Below are 12907 nucleotides of genomic sequence, written 5' to 3' on the forward strand. Positions count from 1 at the left end.
GCGGCGCCGGAGCGCGCCGCGTGTGCGCGCGTGTGTCCGCGCGCGCGCCGCGACCTCGGGCGCTCCGCGCTGGCCCGAGCGGCCGGAGAGCATCTATCCTGGGCGGGCGGCCGTCTCGATGAAGATCCGAGGCTCAGCGCTCATGCATACGAGGACCTACCTGCAGACGCGGTGGGGGAGCCAGGCCATGTCGGTCCTCGACGCCAAGCTGCCCGCCGCCGCCCGCGCGGTCTTCTCGTCGCCCGATCTCGTGGCGCACAGCTGGTACCCTGTCGCGGTCTGGAACGCCATCGCGGACGAGATCTCGAGGTGGCCCAACAAGACCGGTGTCATCCGCGATCTCGCGGCCTACGTCGCCGAGCAGGACCTGACGCTGGCGCACAAGGTGCTCATCAAGCTCGGCACGCCCGCGCTCGTCATGCGGCAGGCCGGCGTGATGTGGGGCATGTATTTCAACGGGGGCCGGCTCGCCCCGCTCGCGGAGGGCGAGCGGTTCTTCCGCCTGATCCTCTACCTCGGCGTCGATCCTCTGTCCGACCCGGGGCGCCAGATCTGCAGGGACGCCGTGCCGGCGTGGCAGGAGAACGCGCTCCGGCTCTCGGGCGCGCGGGGCGGACAGAGCCTCCACACGAGGTGCCGTTTCGAGGGACACCCCACCTGCGAGTACGAGGTGCGCTGGCTCCGCTGAGGCCGCGGGGGCCGCGGCGGCGCGGGCGCGTCACGTCTTGGTGCAGAACGCGAACAGGTTGACCTGCGCCTCCTCGGCGCGCACCTCGACGGGGGTGCTCCCGAATTTCGAGCGGGTGAACAGCGTCTTGAGATCATCGGCGCTGCGATGGATGAGCTCCCACTCGAGGACGTGGTCCATGAAGGCCTTGCTCGGGTTGTTCACCCCGAAGTTGCCCACGACCGCGATGCCCCCGGGGAGGAGCTTGTCGTGCATGCAGTTGAGGAGGCTCACGACGAGGTCGTCGCGGAGGTAGTCGGTGAGCCCGATGCTGTAGATCATGTGCTGGGGCTTGAGCACCGTCCTGCCGCGGCCGTGGGCGAGCCGCACCACGTTGTCCTGGGCGAAGCTGAAGCGGTCCATGACGCCGAGCTCCTCGGCGATGCCGGCCGCGTAGGCGAGGGCCTGGTTGTCGATATCGATGCACGTCGCCTTGATGTCGGGCGGCTCGCCCCCCTCGGCGAAGAGGTCGAACAGCTCGCGGGCGGGGCCGCTCGCCAGGCTGGTCACGAGGACCTGGCCGGGCCCGTGGACGCGGCAGGCCTCCCGGAGCGCGCGGCTCAGCACGCCGCGCCTGTTCTTGACGGCGCGGCAGGCCTCCAGCTCGAGCCCCCAATGGTCGATGAAGCGGCCGAGGCGGCCGTCGCCCGCGGGCTCGTCGTTGTACATCATCTCGATCGTATAGAAATCGCCCGCGTAGCCGCGCGGCTTCGTGTAGCAGCGGTCGACGGTGCGGCTCAGCATGAAGAGCGAGAAGGTCTCGCGGAAGACGTAGGCGCCGATGCCCTTCTCGAGGTGGCGCTCGCGCTCGATGTGCTCGCGCAGCGCGGACACGATCGTCTGGCACGCGGCGCTCACCTTCTCCTGGATCTCCGCCTCGGGGTGCTTGGCCTCCTTGACCATCCTGTCGGCGATCATCATCTCGAACTTGAACTGTTCGACCGTGTCGATGAGCTTCGGAGGGATGTTGTTGGTGCCGGCCTGGCCCGTCCTCGCCGCGTGAAAGCGGTTGACCTGGGGCACGTCCTCGACGAGGAGCGGGGGGAGCATCGCGGTGTTCTCGCGGAGGCGCTGGGCGAGCATGATCGCGAGCGACTGGTAGAAGCGCGCCGCGAGGCCGGGGACGGAGGCAAGCAGCGAGTGGACATACGGGCCCTCGATCACGTCGAGGGTGCACTCCTCGCGGGCGACGACGGAGGCGCTCGCGGCGGCGCTCTCGAGGAACGACATCTCGCCGAAGATGGCGCCGGGGCCGAGCTGGCGGAGGGCCACGCCGCGCCCGAGATGGGCGACCTCGACGCCGACCAGGCCGCTGCGCACGATGAAGATGCCCTGCCTGCGCGAGCCCTCCTCGAGGATCTGCTCGCCCGGTCGGTAGGTGACGCAGGTCGACTTCTCCAGCAGCAGCCGCTCGTCATCCTGGGTCAAGAACTCGAAACCTGTCGACATGATGCCTCCCGACCACCGCGCGACGCCTCCGCGCCGCGGCGAGCTGGATCCCTCCCCCGCCGCGGCGACCGGACGTCCACGCGTGCGCCTCTTCTACCACGACGCATCGCGACCTCGCTGGGGCATGGCGCGCCCCTCGGCGGCTCGGCCCCGGCCAGGGCCGCGGCCCTCAACGCGGCAGCGCGGCCGCTCCGCTCACCGCGGGGCGCAGGCGGCGAGGCCGCCGTCCTCGGCGAGCAGCAGCACACAGGTGCGGAGCACATCCATTCCGGCAAATCCGTCCGACGGGCAGGCCCCCCGCCGCTCGCCGGGCAAGAGATCGAGTTCCGCGGCGGCGTCGAACCCCGCCAGGTGGAGGCGAGCGCCTGACAGCACGGGAAGGGTGTGCTTGCCGGAGGCGGCGTAGGCGCTCCGGCCGCCGGCCGCCCGGTGCGATAGCCGCCTCCCCGCGGGCGAGGCGGCGAAGAGGGAGCTCTGCGACGCGCCCGAGTCGACCTTCAGCGTCACGGCGATCCCGTCGACCGTCGCCGCGGCGGTGATCTCGTGGCCCTGGTTCGGGCCGCCGCAATGGCCGAGCTCCACGACCGCGGCCTCGCCGAACCGCGCCCGGAGCGCGCGGGCGGCCTCGTCGCGGGGCGCCTCGGTCATCCGGCCCTCGCGCAGGTCGAGCACGACCGCGCGGCCCGGCCCGGCGAGCGCCTGCGGCGCGAGGACGCCGCCGATCCCGAGCCGCTGCAGCGCGTCGGGGACGGGGACGACGAGCAGCGCGGGGGCGTCCACCGAGCCCCACCCGGCGAGCGCGATCGTCGCGCGCTCGACGCGGGAGACGGGCAGAGGCCTGCCCGCGTGATCGACCGCGACGTCGCCGGCGGTCGAGAGCGGCAGCGCGAGCTCGTCGGCGAGCCAGCGGGCGATCACGTGGTGGGAGGCGCCGGTGTCGACGATCAGCGCGGTCGGCTGGCCGGCGACGACGGCATCGATGAGCGGCGAGGGGAACGGGCGTTCGTTGAGCTCGAACTGGAGGCTCGCCCGGCGCCCCCCGGGGCTCGCCGGCGACGGCGCCGCCGGGCTCGCCGGCGCCGCGCGCGGAGGCCCGCCGGCGGCGCCTTCGGCCGGCGCCGCGCCGTGCGCCGAGGCCGGCGCCGCGCGGACCGCGGCGGGCTCGGCGCAGCCGGCCGCCGCGAGCGCGCCGGCGGCGAGGGAGATCGAGAGCGCGAGGGCGGCGCCCCCACGAGCGCGCTTCACCCGCGTCACCTGCGCTCGACCTGCCGCGGTGAAGGGCGGCCCCGGCGCCGGGCCTCGCCGCGCGCGCCCCTCCTCGCGGCGCTCGCAGAGGAGGAGAGCCTCTCTCGCATCGTCATCAATCCATCATTGGCCGGCGCTCGACCTCGGTCAAGCGGACTCTACCGATGAGCCCGGAGCGCCGCGCCGGTGAGCGCGGGCGGCCTTGAGGTGTGTCGCCAGCAGAAACCGCACCTCGGCGGCGCGGCGACTCGGCGGCGTGCCCTCGTGTTCTCTGCCTCTCTCGCGGCGCTCGGCGTCGGTGCGCTGGCGGCGCCAAGACATCTGCGCCGAGCTTCGTCGCGCCGGTTGTCAGTCGGCTCGTCCGGCTCCAAGGTGTGCGCAGGAGAGGGCAAACGCATGATCCACATCGAGGCGAGGCACGTGATCCGCTGCGACGAGGACACCTTCTGGGAGCTGTTCTTCAGCGGTGAGGTCAATGAACGGATGTACCGCGACGTCCTCAAATTCCCCTCGTTCGAGGTGCTGGAGCAGCGGGAGGACGAGCGCACGCGGGTGCGCAAGGCGGTCGGGCAGCCCCGTATCCACGCGCTCCCCGCCGCCCTTCAATCGATGCTCGGGCCGAACTTCCGTTACGTCGAGGAGAGCGTCTTCGACAAGGCCGCGCGGACGTGGAGCTGGACCATGGCGCCGAGCCTGCTCTCCGATCGGCTGCGCAACTGGGGCACCCTGCAGGTCGAGCCGTCGGGCCCCGGCCAGGTGACGCGCGTGGCGAGGGCCACGATCGAGGCGAAGATCTTCGGATTCGGCAAGATGCTCGAGGGCATCATGGAGAAGGAGATGCGCGCGGGCTGGGACGACAGCGCGGCGTTCCTGAATCGATGGATCGCGGAGCACCCGGCCCGGGCGGCGGCGAGCGTCCAGCCGGCGTGAGGGGAGCGCGCCTCGCCCGGAAGGCCGGGCGGAGCGGCGATCACGGGCTCAGGGAGGCGCCGAGGCGGCGCTCCACCTCGGCGCGGGTCGGATAGGAGGGCTGGCACCCCTCGCGCTCGACCGAGATGGCCGCCGCCGCGATCGCCAGGCGCAACGCGGCCTCGATGGCCATCCCGGAGGCGAGCCCGCCGGCGAGCACGCCCGCGAGCGCGTCCCCCGCGCCGGTCGTGTCGACGGCGCGCGCGGGGAGGGCGGGGAGCTCCTCGCCCGAGGGCAGCAGCACGGCGCCGCGGGCGCCGCGGGTGAGCACCACGCGCGCCGGCAGGTGACCTCGCAGCGCCTCGTGCTCGAGCTCGTTGACCACGGCGAGGTCGAACCGGCCGACGAGCGCGGGGTCGATGGCGTTGACGGGCGACGGATTGCAGATCGACAGCGCGCCGTCCGCCCGCGCGGCCGACAGCACGCCGGCGATGGCCTCGGCCGGGATCTCGCCCTGGCACAGCCAGACCGATGCCTCGCACGGCGCGGGCGGCGCGACGAGCGCGTTGGCGCCGGGGATCGCGAGGATCTGGTTCTCGCCGGCGTCGTCGACGCAGATGAGGGCCACGCCGGTCGTCGCGCCGCGGTGGACCGCCACGGCGGAGAGGTCCACGCCGTCGGCGGCGAGCGCGGCGGCGCAGAGCTCGCCGTGGGCGTCGTCGCCGCGCGCGCCCGCGAGCCGCACGCGGGCGCCGGAGCGCGCCGCCGCGACCGCCTGGTTCGCGCCCTTGCCGCCCGGCGCGACGAGGAAGCGGCGGCCCAGCACCGACTCGCCCGGGCGCGGCAGCCGCGGGCCGTAACCGAGGAGATCGGCGGTGATCGAGCCGCAGATCGCGAGCAACCCCATGTCCGCCGCATACCACGAACGCGGCGGCGCGGCGCCGCGGGGCGGGCGCTCGCGCCGACGGGGCGGCCGCTCGCTCGAGATCAGCCGCCGAGCGCGCCGCCCGCGTGGCCGGACGCCAGCGCGAGCCCGAGGGCGAGCAGCATCGTGCGGCCGAGCAGCCATGCGAGCGCGCGCAGCGGCCATTTCGTCCGGCGCGCCGCTTCGCTCCGCGCCCCCTCGCCGAGCTCGTGCTCCGCCTTGCCGGCGCGCGAGAGCCGGTGTCGCCGCGCCCGCTCCATCCGCTTCTGCGTCGACTCGCTGGCGAGCTGCGCCGGCGTGCGCGCCGTGGGCCGCGGGCAGATCTCGGCGTCGAAGAGCAGGGCGCCGTCTGGGGCGTAGCGGCGCGCGCCCGAGCCGTTCTCGAAGAGCCAGACGCCGTCGTCGGCGGCGAGGAGCACGGAGTCGCGCCACACGCGATCGGCCGGGCCGTCGAGGCAGGTGCGGAGCTCCTCGTCCTCGGGCCGGGCCACCCAGAGGCGGCGGTGGTTGAGCACGCCGACGAGCCCGCTCCGGCTGACCGAGAACGCGAGCCCGTCGAGCGAGCCGTCCTTCGGATTGACAAGGAACGTCCTGAGCCCGCCGCGCGGATCGACCACGTCGAGCCGCACCCCGCGGTGTCGGGAGAGGACGCCGAGCCCGCCGCCGGGCAGGCGCCGGACGACCTTCACGCCGCGCCGGCCGAGGACGGCTCCGGGGAGCGCGGCGGCGTCGCCTTGCACCACGGCGAGGCGTCCCTTGTCGATCCTCAGGTGGAGGCCGAGCGCGCGCGCCTCCCGCCCGTGGAGCGACGCGATCATCGCGCCGCTCGTCGCATGTTTCCCGAGCGAGGCGCCCGTCGTGCCGTCGAGCACCTCGTGCCCTTCTCGGGAGGAATAGAGCATGATGCGCTCGCCGTCGGACGCGAGGCCGAGCGCCTGCTTGCCGAGCCTGCCGGGGACGCGCTCGCGCCGGAGCCACCGCACCCGGAGGTCCGGGTCGAGCGCCATGACGACGCGCTCGTGCACCTCGTCGAGGTTCCGCGGCCCGGTCCACGCTCCGCTGGAGAGCGAGAGCAGGACGAACCCTCCGTCGTCGAGCGGAGCGACCCTGGGCGCCTCCCTCCAGTCGAAGAGCCCTTCTTGCACGGGCGCGGCGTTCCCGCTGATCGGGGCGAACCGCTCCGACGCGATGAGCCACGGTATCGGCGCGCGGTCACGGGCGCGTTGCGACGATGTTTCGGGGACGTGCGGGGCCGCGGCGCAGCGCTCGCAGTCCGCCGCGGGAGCGCTGGAGTCGCGGGCGCCGCCGCAAAGCGCGCAGGGCGAAGGATCGAGCCCCGAGCCGTCGGGGCGCTGGTCCGGGGGCGCGATCTCGGCCTCCTCTCCGACGAGGACCGCCTCGGGATCGAGCCCGGCGATGGGGATGTCCGCCGGCCAGCGGCGGCGGGCGTGCTGCGCCCCGCAGCTCGAGCACGAGAGGGGCGTGAGCGCGCTCGAATCCACCGCGAGCGGCGTCCGGCAAGAGCGGCACGCGGGCTTCGACCGAGAAAATTCGAGCGACAGCGACATTTCCTGCACGCGCTGCACCTCGCCTGGCAACAGGCGCGGAGCGCGGTAGAGCGGCTCGCGTAGCATACGATGCCACACGCGGTTGGCGATCTCGGTGAACGTGCCGCACCCCGAGCAGAAGATCTTCGTGTCGACCCGGTTGATGGGCAGCATCGCCTGGCAATACTTGCACCGCCCCCGCATCGTTACGCACAGCGCTTCCACGGCAGCGTCCTCGCTTCCCGCCTTCGTCCCGCGCGACACGCCCGAGGACGGTGAATGATAAAAGCGACATCGGTGACGAGATGTCAAGTCACAGTTCCGCGGATTCCAGTCGAGGAACTGCAATGGATCTGCGCCGCGCTGGAATCCAGTCTGCCGGTTGCTCTCGTCGGTCGGCTTTGGTCGGCTATCGTCGGCTGTCGTCGTGGATGGCGCGCGTTGCGCTTCCACGCGGCGCGGGTCTGCGATATCGCGGTTTCGCTACCGCGAGGGACCGCTGGGGGGAGTCGGCGTTGTGATCTGCGGTGAGTGTGTGTGCAATAGAGTGCGCTTCGAAAATACGGCCGAGCTCCGGCGTGTCGTTTCCTGTCACGGTCCGAGTTGCCGGTTGCCGGCGTTGCGTCTTTGCGCCTTCGCGCCTTTGCGTTGACTCTTCTTCTCCCTGTCTCCCCTCCTGGCATCTATCCACCTCGCCCTTCGAGCCACCGCTGCTTCAGCGATGCCGTTCCCCCCCCGGGCAAGCACCGCCTTCGCCCCGGCCGGTCAGTCGGCGCCCCTCACAGCCACCGCGTCCGTCTTGCCGCCCGCGAGCGCTCCGGCGCGGCGGACGATGCCGATGAACTCCTGCTGATCGCCCTTGCTGGACGCCGCCGCCCTCGCGATCTTCTCGACGTCGGAGAGCCTCCAGGAGCGCGCATGCGGGCTGTGGCGCAAGATCTCGGAGAAGCCGGCCACCGCGGACGCAAAGCGAAGATCGGCCGGCGCCGCGTCGAAGGTCGGGGCGATGGCGCCCGGAGCCATCTTGACCATCGTCTCCTCGGCCACGTCCGAGCCGAGCGGCGCCTTGTGGCGGAGCCGCACGACGAGCGGCGCCGCTTCCGCGCCCCTCAGCGCGGCGTCCTTGAGCTCGACATCGTAGATGGCCGTCACGCTGTGACCGGCGCCGATCTCGCCCGCGTCCACCTTGTCGTTCCGGAAATCCCGGTCGGCAACGTTGCGGTTCTCGTAGCCGATGAGCCGATAGCTCTTCACGAAGCTCGGATCGAACTCGACCTGGATCTTCACGTCGCGCGCGATGACCTGGAGCATCCCGCCCACCTGCTCGGAGAAGACCCGCCGCGCCTGCGCCTCGCTGTCGATGTACGCGTAATTCCCGTCGCCCTGGTTGGCGAGCTGCTCCATCATGACATCCTTGTAGTTGCCCTGGCCGAAGCCGACCGTGGACAGCGTGATCCCCTTGTCCCGCGCGCGCTTGATGGTCTTCAGGATCTCCTCGTGAGAGGTCGGGCCGACGTTCGCGTCGCCGTCGGAGAGCACGACGACACGGTTGATGTGCCCCTTCACGAGCGTCCGCTCGGCCAGGCTGTAGGCGAGATCGATCCCGCTCGCCATGGCGGTGGACCCGCCCGCCGTGAGGTCCGCGATCGCCGCGAGGATCTTCCCCTTGCTCTCGATGCCTGTCGGCGCCAGCACCTCCCGCACGCTGCCCGCATACGTGCAGAGCGCGACCGTATCCCCCGGCTTGAGCGACTCGGTGAGCATCCGCAGGCTCTTCTTCGCGAGCTCGATCCGGTCCGGCACGTGCATCGAGCCGCTCGTATCGACGAGGTACACGAGGTGCACCGGCGTCCGCTCCTTGGCCGACACGCGCTTGCCCTGGACCGCCACGCGCACGAGGTGATGGCCCACCGTGAACGGCGAGGGCGCGGCCGCGAGGTGCACCGCGAACGGGCCCGCCGTGGGCGACGCATAGCCATAATCGAAATAGTTGAGGAACTCCTCGGCGCGCACGGCCTGATAGGGCGGCAGGGCGCCGTCCAGGATCTTGCGGCGCGCGATCGCGTAGGAGGCCGTGTCCACGTCGATCGCGAACGTCGAGAGCCGGTCCTTCGCGGGGTCCTCCACCGGGTTGACGCCGTAGTCCCGGTACGACTCGCTGCCCTGGGGCTCGGGCGCCGTCACGGCGACCGCGGGCGGGGCGGCGGGACGCGGGGCGGCGACCGGCGCCGGCGCGGAGCCCTTCTTCGGCGCCGGCGCGGCGCCCGCCACGCTGCGGCGCGCCTCCGGCTTGCCAGCCGCGGTCACGCCGGCCGACGGGGGCGCAGGCGCGACCGGCGGGGGCGGAGCCGCCGCGACGGGCGGGGCGCCGGAGGCGTCCGCCTCCTCGGCCTTCTCCGCGGCGGCGGACGCGCGGCCCTCCTCGTGCGGAGCGTCGTACTCCGGCTGCATCGACGGCGCGATGGCGGTGTCCATCGGCGCTGCCGGCCCTGCCGGCTCCCTGGCGGCAGGCGCGGCGCCGCCGCAGCCGACGAGCAGCGCGGCGAGGAGAGCAGGGGCGACGAGATCGAGGGGCCGGATGCGCATGAGGTGTCCTCCTTGAAGGGGATCGCGAGCGCGGATCCCCGCAGTGCGTTCTCGCGGGGCGGCCATCGCCGACCCCGACACAGGTCCTCGCGAGGGCCGCACGCGCGGCCCCCGTTCAGGGACGAGACGGATCCCTCCGCCGCTCTCGCCGCGCGAGGGCCGCGAGCCGCTGGTTGTCCGGCGGTCGACGGAGGGACCGGCGCGGCGGGGGCCCGCGGTGGCGGGCCCCGGCGCGTCCGAGTGCCAGGGAAACGCGGTCGCCTCCGCCGGCTTACACCCGAAATCGAGGGCGCGTCGACGGCGCGTCCGCCGCGGCCGGGATCGGGCGCGCGGCCGGGATCGGGTGCGCCCGCGGTGCGGCGCGCGCCGGCCGCGGCGCAGGCGCCGGCCGCGGCGCAGACGTCGCCCCGCGGCGTGCGCTAGAGTGCGCCGGAACGCGGGAAGCACCGGGCAGGCGCGATCGCCCATCCATCTTCCCGCCTCCCTGCTCGATTCTCAGGAGGTCCGCCATGAGTGCAACGAGCCGCGAGCGTTTCCAGTCCAGCCTGCGCCGCGCCAGGAAGATCGCCGTCCTGACCGGCGCCGGCGTCTCGGCGGAGTCGGGCATCCCCACGTTCCGCGGCGCCGGCGGGCTGTGGCGGCGCTACGAGGCGACGAGCCTCGCCTCGCCCGAGGCATGGCAGCGCGATCCGGGCCTCGTGTGGGAGTTCTACAACCACCGGCGCGAGCGCGCGCGCGGCTGCCAGCCGAACCCGGGCCACCACGCGCTGGCGCGGCTGGAGGCGCGGTTCCGGGAGGGCGGCGGCGCGTTCACCCTGATCACCCAGAACATCGACGGCCTGCACGAACAGGCGGGCTCGCGGGATCCGGTGCGGCTCCACGGCTCGCTGTGGCAGGTGCGCTGCCTCTCGTGCGGGAGCGTGACCGAGAACCGCGACGTGCCCATCACCCCCGCCTTCGCGGGGAGCGGCTCCCCCGATCCGGAGACCCGCGCCCGCCGGTTCACCGCCGCGGAGCTGCCCCACTGCCCCTGCGGCGGCGTGCAGCGCCCGCACGTCGTCTGGTTCGGCGAGGCCCTGGAGGAGAGCGACCTGGCCGCAGCGGCCGCCGGCGTCGACGGCTGCGATCTCCTGCTCGTGGTCGGCACCTCGGCCGTGGTGTACCCGGCCGCGGGGTTCGTCCCCCTGGCCAAGCGCCACGGCGCCCTCATCGCCGAGGTCAACGTCGAGCCCAGCGCGGTCACCAATCTCTGCGACTTCGTGTTCACCGGCGGCGCGGGAGAGATCCTCCCCTCGCTGCTCGACGTCGCGCCGGCGCACGCATGACCGCCGCCTCCCGCCCGAGCCTTCCGGTTCCATCGCGCCGAGGGCCATGGAAGTGAGCCCATCCGGACGACATCGCCTATCGCGATAACGACACCAGCGAGGCATCCGCGATCGCGTCCAGCAGCGATCGCGGAGCCTGCCAGGCGCGCCGGCTGAGCGCTGGCTGAGCGAGCCGGCGGCGTCAGCGCCGCAGCGGGCGCGCGGTGCACGTCGCGCGCGGCGCGGCTCGTGCTTCTCCCGGAGGGCATGGAACAGGTCAACCGTGAGATTTCAGGGCTAACGTGGACCGCGATCGTGCTCGTCGTGATCGGCGCCGTCAACTGGGCGCTCGTTGGGCTGTTCGACTTCAACCTGGTCGCGGCGATCTTCGGCAGGCTCAGCGCGATCACCCGCATCGTCTACGTGCTCGTCGGGCTCGCCGGCCTCTATCTCCTCTACGCCTCGGTCCAGCTCGGAAAGCGCGCGCGCGTCTCCACCATGCCGTGAGCGACATCATGCCGTGAGCGGCATCGGCTCGATCGGGCGCTCCGGCGCGGAGCAGGCGCGCCGAGCCGAGCTCCGGAGTCTCTGGGAGTCGGGCGGCTCCTGAGGTCGTGGTCTGTTCCGGCGCGGGTTTTGCAGCTCATGGTGCCTGTCCAAGGCACCGAGTCCGGAACCATGGAGCAGCGAGCACAGCGGCAACTCACGGGTATCCTCTGCCGTTCGCCGGAGGCGTCGATCCGGCGGACTGGAGAGGTGCAGCCGTGTCCGAGGCTGCCGCGGCCGCCACGGACCAAGGAGTGACACCATGCCCAGCTCTCGAGAACCCGTGACCGCCCTCGTCCGCGACGCCGCCCGACCCCTGCGCGGCGGCGCGCGCGACTACGACGCGCTGCTCGACGCGATCGGCGATCGCCGCTTCGTCCTGCTCGGCGAGGCCACGCACGGCACCCACGAGTTCTACCAGGCGCGCGCCCAGATCACGCGGCGGCTCATCGCCGAGAAGGGCTTCTCCGCGGTCATCGTCGAGGCCGACTGGCCGGACGCGTACCGCGTGAACCGCTATGTCCGCGGGACGGACGACGACGGCAGCGCCGAGGAGGCGCTCTCCGGCTTCAAGCGGTTCCCGCAGTGGATGTGGCGCAACGAGGACGTCCTCGGCCTCGTCCGCTGGCTCCGCGAGCACAACGCCGGCGTCCCGCGCGGGCAGGCGAAGGCGGGCTTCTACGGCATGGACCTCTACAGCCTGCACGCCTCGATGGAGGCCGTGCTCGAGTACCTCGACCGCGTCGATCCGGACGCCGCCGAGCGGGCGCGGCGCCGCTACGGCTGTTTCGACCGGTTCAGCGAGGATCCGCAGGTGTACGGGTACGCGGCCGGCTTCGAGCTCAGCGGGTCGTGCGAGCGCGAGGTCGTCGAGCAGCTGATGGAGCTGATGAAGAAGCAGGCCGAGTACGCGAAGCTCGACGGGCGCGTCGCCGAGGACGAGTACTTCCAGGTCGAGCAGAACGCGCGGCTCGTGCAGAGCGCCGAGGAGTATTATCGCACCATGTTCCGCGGCCCCGTGTCGTCGTGGAACCTCCGCGACCGGTACATGGCCGAGACCGTCGAGGCGCTCGTCGCGCACCTCGACCGGTTCCACGCGCCGACGCGGGTCGTCCTCTGGGCGCACAACTCGCACCTCGGCGACGCGCGCGCGACGCAGATGGGCGAAGCGGGCGAGTGGAACGTCGGCCAGCTCCTGCGCGAGCGCTTCGGCGAAGGCACGTTCCTCGTCGGCTTCTCGACGCACACCGGCACCGTGATGGCCGCCTCCGAGTGGGGCGATCCCGCGGAGATCAAGCGCGTCCGGCCGTCGCTGCCGAGCAGCTACGAGCGGCTCTTCCACGACACGGAGCTCTCGCGCTTCTGGCTCGACCTGCGGCCCGAGGCGGGCGCGCGCCGCGAGCTCGTCGAGGCGCTGCGCGAGCGGTCGCTCGAGCGCGCGATCGGCGTGCTCTATCTCCCGGAGACCGAGCGGGCGAGCCACTACTTCCACGCGAGGCTCAGCGAGCAGTTCGACGCGGTCGTCCACATCGACGAGACGACCGCGGTGAGGCCGCTGGAGTGGAGGGCCGAGCGGCGCGAGCCCGAGGCGGAGACGTACCCGACAGGGATGTGAGCGCCGGGATCAGGCGCTCTGGCAACCCGCGGTGTGGCCCGTGAGCCAGCGCGC

General features: G+C 72.8%; 10 protein-coding genes. 5 read left to right on the plus strand and 5 right to left on the minus strand.

From position 1 onward, the window contains the following. The first annotated feature begins 142 nt into the window (after positions 1-142). Positions 143-688, plus strand: coding sequence for a hypothetical protein (locus NQZ70_RS04280; RefSeq protein WP_237245019.1), 546 nt, complete (start codon positions 143-145; stop codon positions 686-688). Positions 689-718: 30 nt separating this feature from the next. Here NQZ70_RS04280 and NQZ70_RS04285 read toward each other — a convergent pair whose 3' ends face one another. Further along, complete coding sequence (locus tag NQZ70_RS04285) at positions 719-2176, minus strand: cyclic nucleotide-binding domain-containing protein (protein ID WP_061621590.1); 1458 nt, start codon at positions 2174-2176, stop codon at positions 719-721. A gap of 195 nt (positions 2177-2371) precedes the next feature. Continuing rightward, positions 2372-3421, minus strand: coding sequence for a retropepsin-like aspartic protease (locus tag NQZ70_RS04290; RefSeq protein WP_237245020.1), 1050 nt, complete (start codon positions 3419-3421; stop codon positions 2372-2374). Between the two features lie 396 nt (positions 3422-3817). Between NQZ70_RS04290 and NQZ70_RS04295 the strand changes: the two genes are divergently transcribed. Further along, positions 3818-4351: a DUF2505 family protein gene (locus NQZ70_RS04295; RefSeq protein ID WP_129573069.1), complete on the plus strand. Its 534-nt coding sequence runs from the start codon at positions 3818-3820 to the stop codon at positions 4349-4351. Between the two features lie 40 nt (positions 4352-4391). Here NQZ70_RS04295 and NQZ70_RS04300 read toward each other — a convergent pair whose 3' ends face one another. The 3 genes from NQZ70_RS04300 to NQZ70_RS04310 all read right to left on the minus strand — a co-directional run bounded on the left by NQZ70_RS04300 (position 4392) and on the right by NQZ70_RS04310 (position 9388). Continuing rightward, positions 4392-5237, minus strand: a complete 846-nt coding sequence (locus NQZ70_RS04300) for a ribokinase (RefSeq protein ID WP_129573070.1) — start codon at positions 5235-5237, stop codon at positions 4392-4394. Positions 5238-5317: 80 nt separating this feature from the next. Further along, positions 5318-7027, minus strand: a complete 1710-nt coding sequence (locus tag NQZ70_RS04305; protein ID WP_129573071.1) for a hypothetical protein — start codon at positions 7025-7027, stop codon at positions 5318-5320. A 540-nt stretch (positions 7028-7567) separates the two neighbouring features. Continuing rightward, entirely contained in the window at positions 7568-9388 is a 1821-nt protein-coding gene (locus NQZ70_RS04310; protein ID WP_129573072.1) for a von Willebrand factor type A domain-containing protein, read from the minus strand. Positions 9389-9897: 509 nt separating this feature from the next. On the opposite strand from NQZ70_RS04310, the gene NQZ70_RS04315 reads away from it, so the two are divergent. The 3 genes from NQZ70_RS04315 to NQZ70_RS04325 all read left to right on the plus strand — a co-directional run bounded on the left by NQZ70_RS04315 (position 9898) and on the right by NQZ70_RS04325 (position 12853). Further along, positions 9898-10713 carry an NAD-dependent deacylase gene (locus NQZ70_RS04315; RefSeq protein WP_129573073.1) on the plus strand — a complete coding sequence of 272 codons (816 nt, stop codon included), beginning with the start codon at positions 9898-9900 and terminating at the stop codon, positions 10711-10713. A 246-nt stretch (positions 10714-10959) separates the two neighbouring features. After that, positions 10960-11199, plus strand: coding sequence for a DUF378 domain-containing protein (locus NQZ70_RS04320; RefSeq protein ID WP_129573074.1), 240 nt, complete (start codon positions 10960-10962; stop codon positions 11197-11199). A gap of 301 nt (positions 11200-11500) precedes the next feature. After that, the gene (locus tag NQZ70_RS04325) at positions 11501-12853 is read left to right on the plus strand and encodes an erythromycin esterase family protein (protein WP_129573075.1); all 1353 of its coding nucleotides are present in this window, start codon (positions 11501-11503) and stop codon (positions 12851-12853) included. Positions 12854-12907 lie beyond the last annotated feature (54 nt).

It is taken from the genome of Sorangium sp. So ce836, assembly GCF_028553905.1.
GTDB lineage: Bacteria > Myxococcota_A > Polyangia > Polyangiales > Polyangiaceae > Sorangium > Sorangium cellulosum_D.

Bases quoted from the DNA above. Each gene is read 5' to 3' on its own strand.
- NQZ70_RS04310 (WP_129573072.1), bottom strand. From the start codon at position 9,388: ATGCGCATCCGGCCCCTCGATCTCGTCGCCCCTGCTCTCCTCGCCGCG.
- NQZ70_RS04295 (WP_129573069.1), top strand. From the start codon at position 3,818: ATGATCCACATCGAGGCGAGGCACGTGATCCGCTGCGACGAGGACACC.
- NQZ70_RS04315 (WP_129573073.1), top strand. From the start codon at position 9,898: ATGAGTGCAACGAGCCGCGAGCGTTTCCAGTCCAGCCTGCGCCGCGCC.
- NQZ70_RS04325 (WP_129573075.1), top strand. From the start codon at position 11,501: ATGCCCAGCTCTCGAGAACCCGTGACCGCCCTCGTCCGCGACGCCGCC.
- NQZ70_RS04285 (WP_061621590.1), bottom strand. From the start codon at position 2,176: ATGTCGACAGGTTTCGAGTTCTTGACCCAGGATGACGAGCGGCTGCTG.
- NQZ70_RS04280 (WP_237245019.1), top strand. From the start codon at position 143: ATGCATACGAGGACCTACCTGCAGACGCGGTGGGGGAGCCAGGCCATG.
- NQZ70_RS04320 (WP_129573074.1), top strand. From the start codon at position 10,960: ATGGAACAGGTCAACCGTGAGATTTCAGGGCTAACGTGGACCGCGATC.
- NQZ70_RS04300 (WP_129573070.1), bottom strand. From the start codon at position 5,237: ATGGGGTTGCTCGCGATCTGCGGCTCGATCACCGCCGATCTCCTCGGT.